The sequence below is a fragment of the Herbiconiux sp. VKM Ac-1786 genome, from assembly GCF_015350805.1.
Taxonomy (GTDB): Bacteria; Actinomycetota; Actinomycetes; order Actinomycetales; family Microbacteriaceae; genus Herbiconiux.
Map to the genome: position 1 here is coordinate 2,243,396 of NZ_JADKSG010000001.1, position 20,172 is coordinate 2,263,567.

The 20,172-nt window shown below is 69.2% G+C and carries 18 protein-coding genes; 10 read left to right on the forward strand and 8 right to left on the reverse strand.

Going from position 1 to position 20,172, the window contains the following annotated elements; translation table 11 throughout:
* Positions 1-76 precede the first annotated feature (76 nt).
* Entirely contained in the window at positions 77-598 is a 522-nt protein-coding gene (locus tag ITJ64_RS10910; protein ID WP_194680630.1) for a GtrA family protein, read from the forward strand.
* Between the two features lie 88 nt (positions 599-686).
* On the forward strand, positions 687-1,793 hold the full coding sequence (locus tag ITJ64_RS10915; protein ID WP_370545138.1) for an aromatic acid exporter family protein: 1,107 nt from the start codon (positions 687-689) through the stop codon (positions 1,791-1,793).
* A 93-nt stretch (positions 1,794-1,886) separates the two neighbouring features.
* Here the strand turns inward: ITJ64_RS10915 and trpS are convergent, their stop codons facing one another.
* The 8 genes from trpS to ITJ64_RS10955 all read right to left on the reverse strand — a co-directional run bounded on the left by trpS (position 1,887) and on the right by ITJ64_RS10955 (position 10,016).
* On the reverse strand, positions 1,887-2,909 hold the full coding sequence (gene trpS, locus ITJ64_RS10920) for a tryptophan--tRNA ligase (protein WP_194680631.1): 1,023 nt from the start codon (positions 2,907-2,909) through the stop codon (positions 1,887-1,889).
* Positions 2,910-2,969: 60 nt separating this feature from the next.
* Entirely contained in the window at positions 2,970-3,806 is an 837-nt protein-coding gene (locus tag ITJ64_RS10925; protein ID WP_194680632.1) for an exodeoxyribonuclease III, read from the reverse strand.
* 85 nt (positions 3,807-3,891) lie between these two features.
* The gene (locus tag ITJ64_RS10930) at positions 3,892-5,094 is read right to left on the reverse strand and encodes a YihY/virulence factor BrkB family protein (RefSeq protein WP_194680633.1); all 1,203 of its coding nucleotides are present in this window, start codon (positions 5,092-5,094) and stop codon (positions 3,892-3,894) included.
* A gap of 111 nt (positions 5,095-5,205) precedes the next feature.
* The gene (locus ITJ64_RS10935; RefSeq protein ID WP_173182842.1) at positions 5,206-5,973 is read right to left on the reverse strand and encodes a succinate dehydrogenase iron-sulfur subunit; all 768 of its coding nucleotides are present in this window, start codon (positions 5,971-5,973) and stop codon (positions 5,206-5,208) included.
* The gene (gene sdhA / locus ITJ64_RS10940; protein ID WP_194680634.1) at positions 5,973-7,784 is read right to left on the reverse strand and encodes a succinate dehydrogenase flavoprotein subunit; all 1,812 of its coding nucleotides are present in this window, start codon (positions 7,782-7,784) and stop codon (positions 5,973-5,975) included. Before sdhA ends, ITJ64_RS10935 begins: the two co-directional genes overlap by 1 nt.
* 16 nt (positions 7,785-7,800) lie before the next feature.
* A complete protein-coding gene (locus tag ITJ64_RS10945; RefSeq protein WP_194680635.1) occupies positions 7,801-8,250 on the reverse strand; it encodes a succinate dehydrogenase hydrophobic membrane anchor subunit in 450 nt (149 codons plus the stop codon).
* Positions 8,250-8,642 (reverse strand): succinate dehydrogenase, cytochrome b556 subunit, encoded by a 393-nt coding sequence (sdhC, locus tag ITJ64_RS10950; RefSeq protein ID WP_194680636.1) that lies wholly within the window; start codon positions 8,640-8,642, stop codon positions 8,250-8,252. The genes ITJ64_RS10945 and sdhC overlap by 1 nt, the downstream gene beginning before the upstream one ends.
* 222 nt (positions 8,643-8,864) lie before the next feature.
* A complete protein-coding gene (locus tag ITJ64_RS10955) occupies positions 8,865-10,016 on the reverse strand; it encodes a glycosyltransferase family 1 protein (protein WP_194680637.1) in 1,152 nt (383 codons plus the stop codon).
* Between the two features lie 150 nt (positions 10,017-10,166).
* On the opposite strand from ITJ64_RS10955, the gene ITJ64_RS10960 reads away from it, so the two are divergent.
* The 8 genes from ITJ64_RS10960 (at position 10,167) to ITJ64_RS10995 (ending at position 19,744) form a co-directional block, all read left to right on the forward strand.
* The gene (locus ITJ64_RS10960; protein ID WP_194680638.1) at positions 10,167-11,288 is read left to right on the forward strand and encodes a mannose-1-phosphate guanylyltransferase; all 1,122 of its coding nucleotides are present in this window, start codon (positions 10,167-10,169) and stop codon (positions 11,286-11,288) included.
* 34 nt (positions 11,289-11,322) lie between these two features.
* Complete coding sequence (locus ITJ64_RS10965) at positions 11,323-12,396, forward strand: BMP family protein (RefSeq protein ID WP_194680639.1); 1,074 nt, start codon at positions 11,323-11,325, stop codon at positions 12,394-12,396.
* 182 nt (positions 12,397-12,578) lie between these two features.
* Positions 12,579-13,673: a BMP family protein gene (locus ITJ64_RS10970; protein ID WP_194680640.1), complete on the forward strand. Its 1,095-nt coding sequence runs from the start codon at positions 12,579-12,581 to the stop codon at positions 13,671-13,673.
* Positions 13,674-13,799: 126 nt separating this feature from the next.
* Complete coding sequence (locus tag ITJ64_RS10975) at positions 13,800-15,329, forward strand: ABC transporter ATP-binding protein (protein ID WP_194680641.1); 1,530 nt, start codon at positions 13,800-13,802, stop codon at positions 15,327-15,329.
* Positions 15,326-16,591 (forward strand): ABC transporter permease, encoded by a 1,266-nt coding sequence (locus ITJ64_RS10980; protein WP_370545139.1) that lies wholly within the window; start codon positions 15,326-15,328, stop codon positions 16,589-16,591. Before ITJ64_RS10975 ends, ITJ64_RS10980 begins: the two co-directional genes overlap by 4 nt.
* Positions 16,592-16,692: 101 nt before the next feature.
* On the forward strand, positions 16,693-17,919 hold the full coding sequence (locus ITJ64_RS10985) for an ABC transporter permease (RefSeq protein WP_370545155.1): 1,227 nt from the start codon (positions 16,693-16,695) through the stop codon (positions 17,917-17,919).
* Positions 17,920-17,972: 53 nt separating this feature from the next.
* The gene (locus tag ITJ64_RS10990; protein ID WP_194680643.1) at positions 17,973-18,401 is read left to right on the forward strand and encodes a cytidine deaminase; all 429 of its coding nucleotides are present in this window, start codon (positions 17,973-17,975) and stop codon (positions 18,399-18,401) included.
* Between the two features lie 50 nt (positions 18,402-18,451).
* Positions 18,452-19,744: a thymidine phosphorylase gene (locus tag ITJ64_RS10995; protein ID WP_194680644.1), complete on the forward strand. Its 1,293-nt coding sequence runs from the start codon at positions 18,452-18,454 to the stop codon at positions 19,742-19,744.
* Positions 19,745-20,172: the final 428 nt, after the last annotated feature.

Consider the following 20,172-nt stretch of genomic DNA (forward strand, 5'->3'; position numbering starts at 1 on the left):
ATTGGCCTCGAAGATACAGAAAGTTCTCTTTCGCGTACTTCTTCGCGCCACGGACGTCAGGAATGGTAGATCACCCATGAGCAGTGCCCCCGCGTCGCCGTCGCGACTCCGCGTCCTCTTCTTCGAGGTCGTCCGGTTCGGGATGGTCGGGGGCCTCGGCTTCGTCGTCGACCTGGCCGTGTTCAACCTCCTCGTCGTCACCGTGCTGGCGCCGGCGCAACTGCACGAGGGGCCGCTGATCGCCAAGCTCATCTCCGCCTCGCTGGCCATCGTGGTGAACTGGCTCGGCAACCGGTACTGGACCTTCCGGCACCGCCGCCGCTCCGACATGCTGCGCGAGAGCATCGAGTTCTTCGTGGTCAGCGTGCTCGGCACCGGCATCGGCCTCGCCTGCCTGTGGTTCTCGCACTACGTGCTCGGCTTCACCTCGCTGCTCGCCGACAACATCTCGGGCAACGTCATCGGGCTCGCGCTCGGCTCGCTGTTCCGCTTCGTGCTCTACCGCGTCTGGGTCTTCGGCGAGCACCGCCCGCGGGCGCCCCGCGTGACGCTGCCCCGCGTCGAGACCGCCGAGCAGGTCGGCACCACCGCCTCCTGACGGCTGCCCGGCTGGTGCCTCTGCGCCGGTCACCTCCGCCAGCCCGGCCGTTCGAGCGGGCATCCGGATGCCCGCCTAGGCTGGACGGGTGACGTCCGACCAGCCCCGTCCCGGCCGCTGGGCCGCGGTGGCCCGGGCCTCCCTCGCCCCGGCCAGGGCCTTCCAGGCGCCGTCCCGCACCCCGCTGCTGCAGGTGCTGAAGACGGCGGTGGCAGCCGTCGTCGCCTGGGCCGTGTGCTCGTTCGTCTCGAGCGGCCAGCCGCCGCTGTTCGGGGCGATCGCCGCGATCATCGTGGTGCAGCCGAGCGTCAACCAGTCGCTCAGCCGGGCGATCGAGCGCTCGATCGGCGTGATCGCAGGGGTCGTGGTCGCGTACCTCGTCTCGCTGGTGTTCGGGGCGCCGAGCTGGCTGATCCTGCTCGCCATCGTGGTGTCGCTGCTCGTCGGCTGGGCGCTGCGCTTCCCGCAGTCCTCGACGGTGCAGATCCCGATCAGCGCGATGCTCGTGCTCTCGATCGGCGCCCAGACCCCGGGCTACGCGTTCGAGCGCATCATCGAGACGGTGATCGGCGCGCTGATCGGCGTCGCGGTGAACTGGCTCGTGGTCCCGCCGGTGGCGCTGAAGCCGGCGCGCGAGTCGGTCACCGGGCTCGGCCGCGAGATCGCCGCCACGATGGACGGCCTGGCCACCGTGCTGAGCGCCCCCACCGACGAGGCCTACCGCACCGGCATGCTGGTGGAGGCCCGCCTCCTCCGGCCGATGCAGACGAAGGCGCAGAAGGCGGTCGACGCCGCCGAGGAGAGCCTGCGCTTCAACCCGCGGCGCACGGCGAACCGCGAGCTGCTGCGCGAGAACGCGGAGCTGCTGACGACCCTCGGCATCGTCACGAACCGCGTGCTCGGCATGGCCCGCGCGGTCACCGACCACTTCGACCGCACCCTGCCCGAGGAGCCCAACGCGGTCGCCATCGCGGAGGAGCTGCGCCGCGCCGCACACGACCTGCGCCTCGTCCTCGACGAGACCGCCGCGGGCGCGGCGCCCGACGGGCCGCCGGTCGACCTCGAGCCCGCGCTCACCGCACCGCTCAGGGCGATCGTGCCCGACCCGCAGCACTGGATCCTGATCGGTTCGCTGCTCGAAGACCTCCGCCGAGTGCGCGAGGAGATCGTCGGCGCCTCCGCCGACCTCCGCTGACTGCGCGCGGCACCCCGCCCGGCCCGCGCCTGGCTCGGCCACCCGCGGCCGTCGGCAGGCCCGGCCACCCGCGGCCGTCGGCAGGCCCGGACGTCAGCGCCGGTGGCGCGGCAGGAACCCCACCCGGTCGTACACGGTGGCCAGCGTCGCCGACGCCACCTCGTCGGCCCGGTCGGCGTTCGCCGCGAGGATGCGGTCGAGCTCGGCCGGGTCGTCCATCAGCTCGAGCGTGCGCGCCCGGATCGGCTCCACCGTCGCCACCACGATCTCGGCCAGCGCCTTCTTCAGGGTGCCGTAGCCCCCGCCCGCGAACTCCTCGACGACCGAGTCGATCGAGCGGTGGTCGAGGATGGCGAAGATCGTCAGCAGGTTCGCCAGCCCCGGCTTCTCGGCCTGGTCGTAGCGCACCTCGCCGTCGGCGTCGGTGACGGCCCGCATGATCTTCTTCACCGAGACCTTCGGGTCATCCAGCAGCCAGATCAGCCCGGCGGCCGACTCGGCCGACTTCGACATCTTCGAGCCGGGGTTCTGCAGGTCGTAGACCTTCGCCGACTCCTTCAGGATGTACGGCTTCGGCACCGTGAACGTCTCGCCGAAGCGCGAGTTGAACCGGCTCGCCAGGTCGCGCGTGAGCTCGACGTGCTGACGCTGGTCTTCACCGACCGGCACGTCGACCGCCTGGTAGAGCAGGATGTCGCCGGCCTGCAGGATGGGGTACGTGAACAGGCCGACCGAGGCCGAGTCCTGCCCCTGCTTCACCGCCTTGTCCTTGAACTGGGTCATGCGCGCGGCCTCGCCGAAGCCCGTGATGGTGTTCAGCACCCAGGCGAGCTCGGCGTGCGCGGGCACGTGCGACTGCACGAACAGCGTCGACCGCTCGGGGTCGATGCCCGCGGCGATGTACTGGGCGGCGGTGCGGCGGGAGTTCTCGCGCAGGCGCTCCGGATCTTGCGGCACGGTGATCGCGTGCAGGTCGGCGAGGAAGAAGAAGGCGTCATGCGTCTCCTGCAGCGCCTTCCAGCTGAGCAGCGCTCCGATGTAGTTGCCCAGGTGGAGGGAGTCGGCGGAGGGCTGCATGCCCGACAGCAGTCGGGGCTTCGGGGTGGAATCGGTCATGGTCCTGTCAAGCGTGAGGGGAGGTGGCGTGAGGGGAGTGGCGAGAGGGAAAGGGGTGCGTCACAGCGCGTAGTCGACGACGACCGGCGCGTGATCGCTCCACCGCTCGGCGTGCGTGGGCGCCCGGTCGATGGTCAGCGCGGTCGCGGCGGCGGCGAGCTCGGGCGTGGCCAGCTGGTAGTCGATGCGCCAGCCCGTGTCGTTGTCGAAGGCGCGCCCGCGCTGCGACCACCAGGTGTAGGGCCCGTCGACCTCGCCGGCGAAGCGGCGGCCGAGGTCGACCCAGCCGAGCCCGGCGCCCGCGTTGTAGTCGGGGTCGCCCTCGGCGCCGACGAAGCGGTCGAAGTACGCCCGCTCCTCGGGCAGGAAGCCGGCGCGCTTCACGTTGCCCTTCCAGTTGCGGATGTCGAGCGTGCGGTGCCCCACGTTGAGGTCGCCGACGACGACCGCCAGCGGATTGTGCTCCTGCAGCGCAGGGAGGTGCTCGAGCATCCCGTCGAGGAACTTGTACTTCTCGACCTGCTTCTCGGTGCCCGCCTCGCCGGAGTGCACGTACGCCGAGACGACGGTGACCACCTTGTCGCCCCACTCGTAGTCGGCCTCGAGCCAGCGGCCGGCGCTGTCGAAGTCGTCGGCCCCGAAGGTGACGCGGTGGATGTTCGCCCGGTCGCGGCTCGCGATGGCGACGCCCGCCCGGCCCTTCGCGGTCGCCGGGTCATGCACGATGTTCCACTCGGGCCCGAGGAGCTTTTCGAGATCGCTCGTCTCGGCCCGCACCTCCTGCAGCGCGAGGATGTCGACGTCGCGCCCGTCGAGCCACGCGCCCATGCCGTTGCGGAAGGCGGCGCGCACGCCGTTCACGTTGACCGAGGCGAGTCTGAGGGGCTTCGTGGGCATGCTCCTACTGTACCGGCGGCCTCCGACAGCGCCCCGCCGGGGCGGGCAGCGGCGAAGCCGGCCAGGGTCAGGCCCGGCGCGCCCGTCAGCGCTTCTCGACCAGCTTCACGGCCTCGGCGTGGTCGAGCCGGTCGAGCCGCTCGATCCGCTTGCGCACCCGGCGCCGCGCCAGGCCGTGCACCGTCTCGAGCTGGTTCTGCAGCCGCTCGCGCTCGGCCGACACCAGGGTGTCCCGCGCCTCGGCGACCCGCTTCTGCCGCTCGACCTCGAGCTGCTCCGGCGAGAGCGACCGCGGGTCGAGCCCGGCGTCGTCCATGCCGACGGCGATCCAGGTGGCCGAGATCAGGATCACGCGGCAGACGAGGTTCAGGAAGATCATGATGCCGATGATCACCGCGAACGAGGCGAGCAGCGGGTTGCTCGTCGCCCCGCCGAGCAGCTGGCTGCCCAGGATCTTCAGCACGCCGAGCGCGGCGCCGCCGATCGCGGCTCCGGCGAACAGCCGCCGCCGCGGGATCTTCACGCCCGACAGCACCCGGAACGCCGCCGCCAGCACGAGGCTGTCGAAGACGAACACCACGAGCACCCCGACGAGCCAGCCGACGACCGAGGCGAACGGCGACCGGGTGTCGATGCCGAGCAGGTCGAAGGCCAGTGAGAGGCCCTGGTTGCTGATCAGGCTGACGGCCGAGGAGAGGATGATCGCGATGCCGAAGGCCAGGGCGAGCCCGAAGTCCTTCAGCTTCAGCAGCACCGGGTTGGTCGTCGGCGGGTCGAGCTTGAACAGCCGGCGGATGGAGTCGCGGGTCGACGCGAGCCAGCCCACGGCGGTGAGCACGAGGCCGATCAGGGCGATCGCACCGGTCCAGCCCAGGATGCGCGCCTGGGAGAGCGCCTCGGGATCGATCGCGCCGTTCCTGCCGATCAGGCCGGGGATGGCGTTGCTCAGCTGGGCGACCACCGCATCCATCAGGTCCTTGTTGCCCGCGAGCACGATGCCGAAGATCGAGAAGCCCACCCAGATGCCGGCGAAGATCGCGAACACGGCCTGGAACGACATCCCCGAGGCCATGATCTCGCCGCCCGAGGAGCCGAAGCGCAGGAACACCCGCACGGGCTTCAGCGCCATCACCTTGGCGATCAGCGCGGCGATCCCGGTGGGAGGTGCGCCCGGGACGGTCTTCTCGTCGATCTCGACGGCGGGCTTTCCCACGGCGTCGGTCTTCGTGGTCGCCCGGTCGTCCTTGACAGCGGTGTTCGCCGCTTCGCCGGCACGCTTCTCACTCATGCGCTCAGCCTGTCACGACGACGGGGAAGCCGCCCGCCCCGCACGCAGCGAAGCCGCCCGCCCCGGAGGACGAGCGGCTTCGGCAGCTGCGAGAGGCAGACGCAACAGTCCCTACGGCTTGCCCCGCATGATCGCCTGCTTGACCTCGGCGATCGCCTGCGTCACCTGGATGCCGCGCGGGCACGCGTCGGTGCAGTTGAAGGTCGTGCGGCAGCGCCACACGCCCTCCTTGTCGTTCAGGATGTCGAGACGGGTCGAGGCCGCCTCGTCGCGCGAGTCGAAGATGAAGCGGTGCGCGTTCACGATCGCGGCCGGGCCGAAGTACTGCCCGTCGGTCCAGAACACCGGGCACGACGAGGTGCACGCCGCGCAGAGGATGCACTTGGTCGTGTCGTCGAAGCGCGCGCGGTCGGCGACCGACTGGATGCGCTCCTTGTCCTTCGGCGGCTCCGTGGCCGACTGCAGGAACGGCTGCACCTCGCGGTAGGAGGCGAAGAACGGCTCCATGTCGACGATCAGGTCCTTCTCCAGCGGCAGGCCCTTGATGGCCTCCACGTAGATCGGCTTGGTGATGTCGAGGTCCTTGATCAGCGTCTTGCACGCCAGGCGGTTGCGGCCGTTGATGCGCATCGCGTCCGAGCCGCAGATGCCGTGGGCGCACGAGCGACGGAAGGTCAGCGACCCGTCCTGCTCCCACTTGATCTTGTGCAGCGCATCCAGGATGCGGTCGGTCGCGAACATCTGCACGTCGAAGTCCTGCCAGCGCGGCTCGTCGTCGACGTCGGGGTCGAAGCGGCGGATGATCAGGGTGACGGTGAAGGCCTCGATCGGCGCCTCGGGCGCGGGGCCCGATGCGGGTGCGTCGGCTACGAGTGTCATCAGTACTTCCTCTCCATCGGCTGGTAGCGCGTCACGACGACGGGCTTCCAGTCGAGCCGGATGTGGTCGGCGGCGTCGCTCGAGTGGGGGTCGCCCGAGAGGTACGCCATGGTGTGCTTCATGTACGCGTCGTCGTCGCGCTTCGGGAAGTCGTCGCGCATGTGACCGCCGCGGCTCTCCTGGCGGTTGCGGGCCGAGTAGACGACGACCTCGGCCAGGTCGAGCAGGAAGCCCAGCTCGATGGCCTCGAGCAGGTCGGTGTTGAACCGCTTGCCCTTGTCCTGCACCTGAATGTTGCGGTACCGCTCGCGCAGCCCGTGGATGGTCTTCGTGACCGAGGCGAGCGACTCGTCGGTGCGGAACACCTGGGCGTTCTTGTCCATCTCGTCCTGCAGCTCCTTGCGGATGGCCGCGATGCGCTCGGTGCCCGTTCCGGCCCGGAGCGACGCCACGAGGTCGACGATCGCCTTGGCGGGGTTCTCGGGCAGCGGCGTGAAGTCGACGGTCTGCACGTACTCGGCCGCGTTGTTGCCCGAGCGCTTGCCGAACACGTTGATGTCGAGCAGCGAGTTGGTGCCGAGGCGGTTCGAGCCGTGCACCGAGACGCAGGCGCACTCGCCGGCGGCGTAGAGGCCGGGCACGACGGTGTCGTTGTCGCTCAGCACCTCGGCCTTGATGTTCGTCGGGATGCCGCCCATGGCGTAGTGGGCCGTCGGCATCACGGGCACCGGCTCGACCACGGGGTCGACGCCGAGGTAGGTGCGCGCGAACTCGGTGATGTCGGGGAGCTTCGTCTCGAGCACCTCGGCGCCGAGGTGGGTGCAGTCCAGCAGCACGTAGTCCTTGTGGGGGCCGGCGCCGCGGCCCTCGGCCACCTCCTGCACCATGCACCGGGCGACGATGTCGCGGGGCGCCAGGTCTTTGATGGTGGGGGCGTAGCGCTCCATGAAGCGCTCGCCCGAGGCGTTGCGGAGGATCGCACCCTCGCCTCGCGCTCCCTCGGTGAGGAGGATGCCGAGGCCGGCGAGGCCCGTGGGGTGGAACTGGAAGAACTCCATGTCCTCCAGCGGCAGGCCCTTCCTCCAGATGATGCCGACGCCGTCACCGGTGAGGGTGTGGGCGTTCGAGGTGGTCTTGTAGATCTTGCCGAAGCCGCCGGTGGCGAAGACGACCGCCTTCGCCTGGAAGACGTGGATCTCGCCGGTCGAGAGCTCGAAGGCCACGACGCCGGAGGGCTTGTCGACCCCGTCGACCTTCGTCATCACCAGGTCGAGCACGTAGTACTCGTTGAAGAAGTTGATGCCGAGCTTGACGCAGTTCTGGAACAGCGTCTGCAGGATCATGTGGCCGGTGCGGTCGGCCGCGTAGCAGGCGCGGCGCACGGGGGCCTTGCCGTGGTCGCGGGTGTGGCCGCCGAAGCGCCGCTGGTCGATCTTGCCCTCGGGCGTGCGGTTGAACGGCAGGCCCATGTTCTCGAGGTCGATGACCGCGTCGATGGCCTCCTTCGCCAGGATCTCGGCGGCATCCTGGTCGACCAGGTAGTCGCCGCCCTTGACCGTGTCGAAGGTGTGCCACTCCCAGTTGTCCTCCTCGACGTTCGCGAGGGCGGCGGCCATGCCGCCCTGCGCCGCACCCGTGTGGGAGCGCGTCGGGTAGAGCTTCGAGATCACGGCCGTCTTGGCCTTGGGGCCGGCCTCGATGGCCGCCCGCATGCCGGCGCCGCCGGCGCCGACGATCACGATGTCGAACTGGTGGTAGTGCACGCCGTCCACGACGGCGCCGTCTTCGTACTGGGTCACGGAGGAGCTCATTCCCGGGTTCGGAGGGTTATCGGGTCGCGCAGAACGACGGCAGCAGCTCTGCCGGCGAGCCGACGGGGCACGGGTCGAAGGTGTAGATCACGAGGGTGCCGAGCACGATCATGGCCACGACGGCCACGAGGATCGCGCCGAGCAGCACCTTGCGGGTGACGGCCTTGGTCGCGTAGTCGTTCACGATCGTGCGCATGCCGTTGCCGCCGTGGATCATCGCGAGCCAGAGCATCAGCGTGTCCCAGACCTGCCAGAACGGGTCGCTCCACTTGCCGCCGACGAAGGCGAAGTCGATCGCCTTGATGCCGTCGCCCACGAGGAGGTTCACGAAGAGGTGGCCGAAGATCAGCACGAGCAGCACGACGCCGGAGGCGCGCATGTAGATCCAGCCCCACTTCTCCCAGTTCACGCCGCGGCTGCGGCGGACGGTGTGCGGGGCGCGGGGGGACTCGATGGTCGTGGCCATCAGGCACCTCCGACATGGCTGAACACGTTGATCAGGTGGCGCGGCGCGAAGCCGAGCATCGTGATTACCCAGAGGCCCATCACGACCCAGAACATCACGCGCTGGTACTTCGCGCCCTTGGACCACAGGTCGATCAGGATGATCCGGATGCCGTTGAACGCGTGGTACACGATGGCGGCGACGAGCGCCGTCTCGCCCAGGCCCATGATCGGGTTCTGGTAGGTCGAGATGACCGCGTTGTAGGCCTCGGGGGAGATCCTCACCATCGAGGTGTCCAGGATGTGCACGAGTAGGAAGAAGAAAATCGCGACGCCCGTGATGCGGTGCAGCACCCAGGACCACATGCCTTCACGGCCGCGGTAGAGAGTGCCGGCCGGCCGCTTCGGTGTCATCGTCCCTGCCGTATTTATGGCCACGGACTAACCCTCCTTGGCTTCAGTCGGGGCCGGGACCGCTCGCTCGCGAATGCTGCGAAACCGGCCCTCGACCGCTCACAGTCTATGCGCGTTTCGGCGGTAACGGGTATTAGGCGGGCCTTAGTTGTATACAGGGCAGGGCGGATGCGCGTCCCGCGCCAGCACGCGGAGAAACGGGTAGCGAATACCCGGCTGTATTCAGGTGTGTGAGCCGACGCGAGTGCGCTTCGCCGGCACCTTCGCCCCCATCACGGAGCGGTAGTGCCCGAGCAGCTCGTCGCAGACCGAGGCCCACGAGGTGCCGATCACGGCGCGACGGCCGGCCTCGCCCATCCGGCGCCGGAGCGCCGGGTCGGCCACCAGCGACTCCACGCGCATCCGCAGATCGCGCGGGTCGTCGGGGTCGAAGAGGTAGCCGTCCTCGCCGTGCCGCACGAGGTCGATCGGTCCGCCGGCCGCGGGCGCGACCACCGGCAGGCCGGCGGCGTGCGCCTCCTGCAGGGTCTGCCCGAAGGTCTCTTCGGTGCCGGTGTGCACAAAGGCGTCGAAGGCGGCGTAGGCGTCGGCCAGGTCGGCGCCCGAGAGCCGGCCGAGGAAGGTGGCGGGCATCCCGTGCAGCAGGTGACGGATGCGCTGATCGCTCGGGCCGTCGCCCACGATCGCGAGGTGCAGGCCGGGCATCCCGCGGAGGGCTGCCAGGCGTTCGAGGCCCTTCTCGGGGGCGATGCGCCCGACGTAGCCGACCACGGCGTCGCGGCCGCCACGGGAGAGCAGGGCCGAGAGGGCCTGCGCGGTGGGGCGCATCCGGTTGTTCGGGTGGTAGCGCTCGAGGTCGACGCCCCGGCCCCAGCGGGCGAGCCGCGGAACGCCCGCCTGCTCGAGGTCGTGCTGCGAGGCGCTGGAGGGCACGAGCGTGCGGTCGGCGCCGTCGTGGATCCACTTCACCACCCGCCAGGCCAGCTTCGAGGCCGAGCCCAGCCGGTTGCGCCGCGCGTAGCCCGCGACGTCGGTCTGGAAGACCGCGACCGAGGGGATGCCCAGCCGGTTCGCCGAGGCGATGCCCTGGGCGCCGAGGAGGAAGGGGGAGGCCGCGTGCAGCACGTCGGGCTCGAAACCGGCGATCAGCCGGGCGACCTGGATGCTCGGCATCCCCACCGGGAACTGCCGGTACGCCACCGCGGGCACCTCGTGCACCCGGAAGCCCTTGTAGTGGGACGGGGAGCCGGCGGCCGGGGCGATGACGATCGCCTCGTGACCGGTCGCCGCGAGGTGGTCGAGCACCTTGCAGACGCTGTTCGTGACTCCGTTGACGGTGGGGAGAAAGCTCTCGCTGATGATCGCAACTCGCATGACATGCCTCCGCAGTGCCGTGGGGCCGATCGGCCACGTCGCCGACGCTACGTACGGCAGGTGGACCGCCGGTGTCGCGGCAGTGGCCTCCCCGTGGCCCCGGGGTGAGCATCCGATGGCCCCTCTCGGCCGCTGTATAGGCTGTGCCTCATGAACTCATCGTCACCGGCGCTCGACCGGCTCTACAGCGTGATCCCCGCCGGCGGGATCGGCTCACGGCTCTGGCCCCTGTCGCGGGCGGACGCCCCGAAGTTCCTGCACGACCTGAGCGGATCGGGGCAGAGCCTGCTCCGCGACACCTGGGACCGGCTCGCACCCCTCTCGGGCGAGCAGCGCATCATGGTCGTCACCGGCCGCGCGCACCGCGCCGCCGTGGAGGACCAGCTGCCGACCCTCGAGGACAGCAACGTGGTGCTCGAATCCGAGCCGCGCGACTCGACCGCCGCCATCTGCCTCGCCGCCGCCATCCTCGAGAAGCGCGAGCCCGGCGTCATCATCGGCTCCTTCGCCGCCGACCACGTGATCACGAACCCCGACCGCTTCCGCGCGGCCGTCGCGCAGGCCGTGCAGGTCGCCGACGCCGGCTACATCGTCACCATCGGCATCACGCCCACCGACCCCGCGGTCGGCTTCGGCTACATCCGCTGCCTCGGCTCGCTCGAGATCGAGGGCGCCCCGGCCGCGCTCAAGGTCGACCACTTCGTCGAGAAGCCCGACCTGCCGACGGCCAAGCGCTACCTCAAGGAGGGCAACTACCTCTGGAACGCGGGCATGTTCATCGCCCGGGCCGACAAGCTGCTCGAGCACCTCGGCGCCTCGGAGCCCGAGCTGCTCGCGGGCGTGCTCGAGCTCGCCGAGGCGTGGGACACCCCGCGTCGCGGCGAGGTCGTCGACCGCGTCTGGCCCACGCTGAAGAAGATCGCCATCGATTACTCGGTCGCCGAGCCGGCCGCCGCCGCGGGGGCGCTCGCCGTCATCCCGAGCGACTTCGACTGGGACGACGTGGGCGACTTCGCCTCCATCGCCAAGCTGCACAGCTCGGGCCGCGGCACCGACCTCGCCATCCTCGGCAAGAACGCCCGCGTGCTGGCCGATTCGTCGAGCGGCATCGTGGTGTCGCAGTCCAAGCGCGTGATCAGCCTGATCGGCGTGCGCGACATCGTCGTCGTCGACACCCCGGATGCGCTGCTGGTGACCACCAGCGAGCACGCCCAGCGGGTCAAGTCGGTCGTCGACGCGCTCCGGGCCGGCGGCTCCGGCGACGTGCTCTGACCTTCCCTTCCCCCGGTGTCCTAGGAGTCCGACCATGAGAACCACAGCCCTCGTCCGCACCGGCGTCGTCGCCGGCGTGCTCGCCCTCACCCTCGCCGGCTGCGCCGAGGCGCCGTCCTCGACCGGCGGCGGCACCTCGACCGCCGCGTCGAGCGACTACTGCGCCCGCATGGTCACCAACTCCGGCGGACTCGACGACCGCTCCTTCAACCAGTCCAGCTGGGAGGGCCTCGAGAAGGCCCAGCAGGAGTTCGGCATCGACGCCCAGGTGCTCGTCTCCACCGGCGAGACCGATCTCGCGCCGAACGTCACCCAGGCGGTGCAGAGCGGATGCTCGTTCGTGCTCACCGTGGGCTACGAGCTCGCCGACGCCACCCTCGCCGAGGCCGGGGGCAGCCCCGACACGCACTTCGCGATCGTCGACGAGACCGTCGACGCGCCGAACGTGAAGCCGATCCTCTTCGACACCGCGCAGGCCTCCTACCTCGCGGGCTACCTCGCCGCGGGCGTGTCGAAGTCGGGCAAGGTCGCGACCTTCGGCGGCGGCAACCAGCCGCCGGTCACCCTCTTCATGGACGGCTTCGTCGACGGCGTCGCGAAGTACAACGAGGTGCACGGCACCCAGGTGCAGGCGCTCGGCTGGGACAAGGCCTCGCAGGACGGCGTCTTCACGGGCGACTTCGAGGACATCAACAAGGGCAAGACCGTCACCCAGGGCTTCATCGACCAGGGCGCCGACGTCATCCTCCCGGTGGCCGGCCAGGTCGGCGAGGGCGCGGCCTCCGCCGCGTCCGAGGCCGGCGGCGTCTCGCTGATCTGGGTCGACAACGACGGCTACGACACCCTGCCGGCCGAGTACAAGCCGATCCTGCTCACCAGCGTGCTGAAGAACACCGGCGACGCCGTGGTCGAGATCGTCGGCGACGACATCGACGGCGACTTCAGCCCGGAGCCCTTCGTCGGCACGCTCGAGAACGGGGGAGTGGCCCTCGCGCCCTTCCACGACCTCGAGTCGTCGGTGCCCGCCGAGCTGGCGGCCGAGCTCGACGACCTGAAAGCCCAGATCGTGGCCGGAACCGTCGTCGTCGACTCCCCGTCGACGCCCTGACGGCGGGCCGGCGTCTCAGCGGCGACCGGTGGACATTTCGGGGACATTACGGCGTGATCGCGGCTTTGTAACGCTTGCGCCCCGAACCGGGATTTGCCCCTGTCGAGGGACGTGACTTTCGGTAACGTGTAGTCCCACACAGCCCCTGCGCGTCTTGGCAGGGCAGCATCTTGGAGGACATCTTGAGCATCAACCTGCGCCGCGCCGGAGTGGCCGGCTTCGCCACGCTGGGCGTGGCAGCCCTTCTCGCCGGCTGCGCGTCCGCTCCGTCGGACACCGCGTCGACGTCGGGTGGCGACACCGCCAGCGACTTCATCCCCTGCATGGTCTCCGACTCGGGCGGGTTCGACGACAAGTCGTTCAACCAGGCCGGCTACGAGGGCATCACCGAGGCGGCCGACAAGCTCGGCGTCGAGCCCGTCACCGTCGAGTCCGCGGCCGACACCGACTTCGCGCCGAACATCGACAACCTCATCTCGCAGGACTGCAACCTGATCATCTCGGTCGGCTTCCTCCTGGCCGACGCCACCAAGGCCGCCGCCGAGGCGAACCCCGACACCCAGTTCTCGATCATCGACGACTCGTCGATCGACGCCGACAACGTCAAGCCGATCGTCTTCGACACCGCCCAGGCCGCGTTCCTCGCGGGCTACGCGTCGGCCAGCTACTCCAAGACCGGCACCGTCGGTACCTTCGGTGGCCTGCAGATCCCGTCGGTCACCATCTTCATGGACGGCTTCGTCGACGGCGTGAACTACTACAACGAGCAGAAGGGCACCTCCGTCAAGGCCATCGGCTGGGACGTCGCGGGCCAGACCGGCTCGTTCACCGGTGGCTTCGCCGCCGGTGTCGAGGCCAAGACGGCGGCGCAGGGTCTGATCGACCAGAACGCCGACGTCATCCTCCCCGTGGGTGGCCCGATCTTCCTCTCCGCCGGTGAGGCGATCCGCGACTCCGGCAAGGAGGTCGCCCTGGTGGGTGTCGACTCCGACAACTATGAGACGGCTCCCGACCTGAAGGACCTCTTCCTCACCTCGGTGCTGAAGGGCGTCAAGGCCGGTGTGGTCGACGTGGTCGACACCGCCGCCGCGGGCGACTTCGACGCCACCCCGTTCGTGGGCACGCTCGAGAACCAGGGCGTGGACATCGCTCCGTTCCACGACTTCGAGAGCAAGGTCTCGCCCGACCTGCAGGGTGAGCTCGACACCATCAAGGAGAGCATCATCAACGGCTCCATCGAGGTCGAGTCGCCCTCGACCCCGGCGTCGGCCGAGTAGCAGCTCCTCCGCGTTCTCCGAACGCGACCCGGTCGGGGGGACCAGCACGCTGGTCCCCCCGACCGCTCCACTTAACGGAAGCCCTTCGGGAGCGGATGCCCTTCGGGGAGTAGGTAGATTGATTCCATGAAGCTCGAACTCCGGGGCATCACGAAACGTTTCGGTGCCCTCACTGCCAACGACCACATCGACCTCACGGTCGAGCCGGGCGAGATTCACTGCCTCCTCGGCGAGAACGGCGCCGGCAAGTCCACCCTGATGAACGTGCTCTACGGCCTCTACCAGGCCGACGAGGGCGAGATCGTGCTCGACGACGTCGTCCAGCACTTCGCCGGCCCGGGCGACGCCATGGGTGCCGGCATCGGCATGGTGCACCAGCACTTCATGCTCATCCCCGTCTTCACCGTCGCCGAGAACGTCATGCTCGGCCACGAGCAGACCGGTTTCGCCGGCCGGCTCGACCTCGCCGCCGCCCGCAAGCGCGTGCGCGAGATCAGCGACCGCTTCGGCTTCGACGTCGATCCGGATGCGCTGGTCGACGACCTGCCCGTCGGTGTGCAGCAGCGCGTCGAGATCATCAAGGCGCTCTCCCGCGACGCGAAGGTGCTCGTGTTCGACGAGCCCACCGCCGTGCTCACCCCGCAGGAGACCGACGAGCTGATGCAGATCATGCGTCTGCTGAAAGAGCGCGGCACCTCCATCGTCTTCATCACCCACAAGCTGCGCGAGGTGCGCGAGGTCGCCGACCGCATCACGGTCATCCGCCTCGGCAAGGTCGTCGGCGAGGCCTCGCCCACCGCCACCAACGCCGAGCTCGCCTCGCTGATGGTCGGCCGCGCGGTCGAGCTAACGGTGCACAAAGACCCCGCGACCCCCGGCGCTCCGGCGCTCGTGGTCGAGAACCTCTCGGTCGTCGATCCCCGGGGCCAGGTCGTCGTCGACAAGGTCTCCTTCGACGTCAAGGCGGGCGAGATCCTCGCCATCGCCGGCGTGCAGGGCAACGGCCAGACCGAGCTCACCGAGGCGCTCCTGGGCCTGCAGGAGCGGGTGACCGGCGACGTCTCGCTCGACGGCCGGAGCCTTCGCGGAATGAGCGTCCGCAAGGTGCTCGACTCGGGCGTCGGCTTCGTGCCGGAGGACCGCAAGGAGGACGGGCTCGTCGGCGAGTTCACCATCGCCGAGAACCTGATGCTCGACCGCTCGGAGGGCGAGCCCTTCGTCAAGGCGGGCGGACTGCAGCTGAACTACCTGCACACCTTCGCCGAGGAGAAGTCGAAGGAGTTCGACGTGCGCTCCCAGGGCATCGACACCGAGGTCGGACGCCTCTCGGGCGGAAACCAGCAGAAGGTCGTGCTCGCGCGCGAGCTCAGCCGCGACCTGCGTCTGTTCGTCGCCGCCCAGCCCACGCGCGGCATCGACGTCGGCTCGATCGAGTTCGTGCACAAGCGCATCGTCGCCACCCGCGACGAGGGCATCCCCGTCATCGTCGTCTCGACCGAGCTCGACGAGGTCGTCGCGCTCGCCGACCGCATCGCCGTGATGTACCGTGGCTCGATCGTCGGCATCGTGCCCGGCACCACCTCGCGTGACGTGCTCGGCCTCATGATGGCGGGCGAGGTCCCCGCCGACATCCCCGTGGAAGGAACCGCCGCGTGAGCGACACCACTGTGACCAAGCCCGCTCCGGCGGCGGAGCCGCCCTCGCGCTGGCGCACCACCTTCAACGAGATCATCGGCGGCAGCGTCATGATCTCGATCCTCGCGGTCGTGCTCGCCATGATCGCGGGCGGCATCCTGATCGCCGTCACCGACGAGAACGTGCAGAAGGCGGCGGGCTACTTCTTCGCCCGGCCAGGCGACACCTTCGCCGAGATCTGGAAGGCCGTCTCCGGCGCCTACGTCTCGCTGTTCCAGGGGGCGATCTTCAACCCCAAGCGCGACGACTTCGTGCAGCAGATCAAGCCGATCACCGAGACGCTCACCTTCGCCACGCCGCTGATCGCGGCGGGCCTGGGTGTCGGCCTCGCCTTCCGCGTCGGAATGTTCAACATCGGTGGCCGTGGCCAGATGCTCATCGCCGCCGCCTGCGCCGGCTGGGTGGGCTTCACCCTGCACCTGCCGTGGGGCCTGCACATGATCGTCGCGGTGATCGCGGGCCTCGTCGGCGGCGGCATCTGGGCGGGCATCGCGGGTCTGCTGAAGGCCCGCACCGGCGCCCACGAGGTGATCATCACGATCATGCTCAACTACGTCGCGTTCTACCTGGTCTCCTACCTGCTCCGCACCCCTGTGCTGCAGGCGCCCGGCTCGAACAACCCGAAGTCGCCGCCGATCGACAGCACCGCGGTGTTCCCCGACCTGCTCGGCCCGCAGTTCAACCTGCACTTCGGCTTCATCCTGGTGATCGTCGCCACCGTCTTCGTGTGGTGGCTGCTGAACCGCTCGTCGCTCGGCTTCAAGTTCCGGGCCGTGGGCCTGAACCCGAACGCCGCCCGCGTCGCCGGCATCAACGTCAAGAACATGTACGTCTACGCGATGGTCATCTCGGGCGCGCTCGTCGGCCTCGCCGGCGTCTCGCAGGTGCTCGGCACAGTGACCACCGGCTTCAGCTCCGGCATCGACGCGGGCATCGGCTTCGACGCGATCACGGTGGCGCTGCTCGGGCGGTCGAAGCCGTGGGGCATCTTCGTCGCGGGCATCCTGTTCGGTGCGTTCAAGGCCGGCGGCTTCGCCATGCAGGCCTCGGAGGGCATCCCGATCGACATCGTGCTCGTCGTGCAGTCGTTGATCGTGCTGTTCATCGCCGCGCCGCCGCTGATCCGCACGGTGTTCCGCCTGCCCGACCCGTCCAAGCCCAAGACGCCGAAGGCCCCCAAGGCCCCGACCGTCGCGAACCGTGAGGCGGTGACGGCCAAGTGAGCGAGAACGTCTCGACCAACAACCTCGCCTCGTCGGCGGGAGTCCCCCCGACCGAGCACAACCACCCCGACACCGCGGGCAAGGCCCTCAACACCGTCCAGGTGAAGAGCTGGAAGGCGCCGATCGCGTTCGGCATCTTCGCCCTCGGCGCGATCATCCTGTTCGTGGCGTTCGGCCGCGACGGCTCCTCGACGTTCCGGCTGTCGACCGACTCCGACCTGATCCAGCTGCCCGAGGTCGTGCTGCCCACCCGGGCGACCGGCATCGTCGTCTCGATCGTGCTCGTGGCGCTGGCCGCCCTGTCGGCCTGGTTCGTGTCCACCGGCCGGCGCGTGCGGCTCTGGCTGATGACCGTCTTCGCGGTGCTGTTCCTGATCGCGTTCCTCACCTGGGCCGCGGCGGGGCAGACCATCCCGGTGCCCGGCCTCCTGATCGGAACGGTCTCGCTCAGCGTGCCGCTGATCTTCGGTGCCCTCGGCGGCGTCATCTCCGAGCGTGTCGGTGTCGTCAACGTCGCGATCGAGGGGCAGTTGCTGGCCGGCGCCTTCGTCTCCGCCGTCGTGGCCTCGGTGACGGGCAACCCGTTCATCGGCCTGATCGGTGCGGTCATCGCCGGCACCCTGGTGTCGTTCGTGCTCGCCGCGTTCTCGATCAAGTACCTGGTCGACCAGGTCATCGTCGGCGTCGTGCTGAACGTGCTGGTCACGGGTCTGACGAGCTTCCTGTACTCGCAGGTGCTGACCGCCGACCCCGACCTGCTGAACTCGCCGCCGCGCTTCGACCGGCTGCCGATCCCGCTGCTGTCCGAGATCCCGGTGCTCGGCCCGACCCTGTTCCGCCAGACCATCGTCGTGTACCTGATGTACATCGCGGTCGCGCTGGTGTTCTACAGCCTGTTCAAGACCAAGTGGGGTCTGCGGGTGCGGGCCGTGGGCGAGCATCCTCAAGCCGCCGACACCGTCGGCATCAAGGTCAACCGCACGCGCTTCTGGAACGTGTCGCTGGCCGGTGCGATCGCCGGTCTCGGCGGGGCGTACTTCACGCTCGGCTCGGTGGGCGCGTTCAACAAGGAGATGACGGCGGGCGCGGGCTTCATCGCCCTCGCGGCGGTGATCTTCGGCCGGTGGGACCCGATCCGGGCGACCCTCGCGGCGCTGCTGTTCGGCTTCGCGTCGAACCTGCAGAACGTGCTCGGCATCATCGGCTCGCCGGTGCCGTCGGAGTTCATGCTGATGCTGCCCTACGTGGTCACGATCTTCGCGGTCGCCGGCCTGGTCGGGCGGGTGCGCGGCCCCGCCGCCTCCGGCAAGCCGTACGTCAGCTCGTGAGTGCGTCGTCCGTGGTCCGCTGTTCGTGATCCGCTGTTCGTGAGGAGATTCTGATGACGGATGCCCGTGCCGAGATCGATTGGGACGCCCTGCGCGCCGTCGCCCTCGAGGCGATGGAGAAGGCCTACGTGCCGTACTCGAAGTTCCCCGTGGGGGTCGCCGCGATCGTCGACGACGGCCGGGTGATCTCGGGCTGCAACGTCGAGAACGCCTCCTACGGCCTGACGCTCTGCGCCGAGTGCACCCTGGTGTCGACGCTGCACATGACGGGCGGCGGCAAGCTCGTCGCCTTCACCTGCGTCGACGGTCACGGCGGTGCGCTGATGCCGTGCGGTCGCTGCCGCCAGCTGCTCTTCGAGCACTCGGCCGAGGGGATGCTCCTCGAGACGGTCTCGGGCATCAAGACGATCGACGAGGTCATCCCCGACGCCTTCGGGCCGCGCACCCTCGTCGAGTACCGCGAAGAGTCGCTCGCCGAGTAGCGGTCTCCGCACGTTCGGCGCAATGCCGAGCATCCGAGTAAGGACACACCATGGCCACCGAAGCCCACGACGTCGTCGACCTGATCCGCACCAAGCGGGATCGGGGAACGCTCTCCACCGCGCAGATCGACTGGCTGATCGACGCGTACACCCGCGGCTACGTCGCCGACGAGCAGATGTCGGCGCTGGCGATGGCCATCCTGCTGAACGGCATGTCGCGCGACGAGATCCGCGACCTCACCCTGGCGATGATCGCCTCGGGGGAGCGGATGGATTTCGCGGGCCTCGGCAAGCCGACGGTCGACAAGCACTCGACCGGGGGAGTGGGCGACAAGATCACCCTCCCGCTGATGCCACTGGTCGCGAGCTTCGGGGTGGCGGTGCCGCAGCTGTCGGGGCGCGGGCTCGGACACACGGGGGGCACGCTCGACAAGCTCGAGTCGATCCCGGGCTGGCGGGCATCCCTGTCGAACGAGGAGATGTTCGATCAGCTGCGCGACGTGGGCGGGGTCATCTGCGCCGCGGGGTCGGGGCTCGCCCCGGCGGACAAGAAGCTCTATGCGCTCAGGGACATCACGGGCACGGTCGAGGCCATCCCGCTGATCGCCTCGTCGATCATGTCGAAGAAGATCGCCGAGGGAACCGACTCGCTCGTGCTCGACGTGAAGTTCGGCTCGGGCGCCTTCATGCAGGACATCGCCCGCTCCCGGGAGCTCGCGCAGACCATGGTCGACCTCGGCAACGACGCCGGGGTGCGCACGACCGCGCTGCTCACGAACATGAACGTGCCGCTCGGTCTCGCGATCGGCAACGCGAACGAGGTGCGCGAATCGGTCGAGGTGCTCGCCGGGGGTGGGCCGGCCGACGTGGTCGAGCTCACGATCGCCCTGGCGACCGAGATGCTCCGGCTCGCCGGTCAGCCCGACGCCGACGTGGCGGAGGCGCTCCGCGACGGCCGTGCCATGGACACCTGGAACCGGGTGATCCGCGCCCAGGGCGGAGACCCGACCGCGCCGCTGCCCGTCGCCCGGGAGACCACGACCGTCACGGCTCCCCGCTCGGGTGTGCTGCTGCGTCAGGATGCCCTGCCCTTCGGCATCGCCGCGTGGCGTCTCGGCGCCGGCCGTGCCCGGGCTCAGGATGCGGTGCAGCACGCCGCCGGGATCGACCTGCTGGTGAAGCCCGGCGACCGGGTCGTCGAGGGGCAGCCGATCTTCACGCTCTCGGCCGACGAGCCGTCGCGGTTCGACCGCGCACTCGAGTCGCTCGAGGGTGCGTGGGAGATCGGCGACGACGCAGACTACGTGGCCGGCGACCCGCTGGTGGCGGAGCGCATCGGCTGATCCGCGTGTTTCCGCGGAAGTTCGGCCCGACACGCCCGGGCGTTCACCGGGATTTGGCCTCCGCGAAACATCGCCGTAATGTTCTTACTCGTCACCCCACAGGTGCGGAAAGCGGAAGAGCTTACCGGCCTCAAGCGGGACATCAATCCTCCATCTGAGACTGGTCTTGAAGACCACGAAACAGGAGCGTAGGATTAAACCTCTTCCACGAGCAAGCGGCGCGTCGATTTGACAGCCTCGCTTCTGGTGCTAGGGTAGAGAAGTTGCCTGGAGCGGCGGCCTGAAAGGGTTCGGCTCTGGTGCATCCGATCCTTGAGAACTCAACAGCGTGCACAATGTCAAATGCCAAATACCCCGACAACTTCGGTTGTAGGGATTCCTTTGGAAAACATTTAAACAACAAAGCAAGTCAGTAATGATTTGTTCTG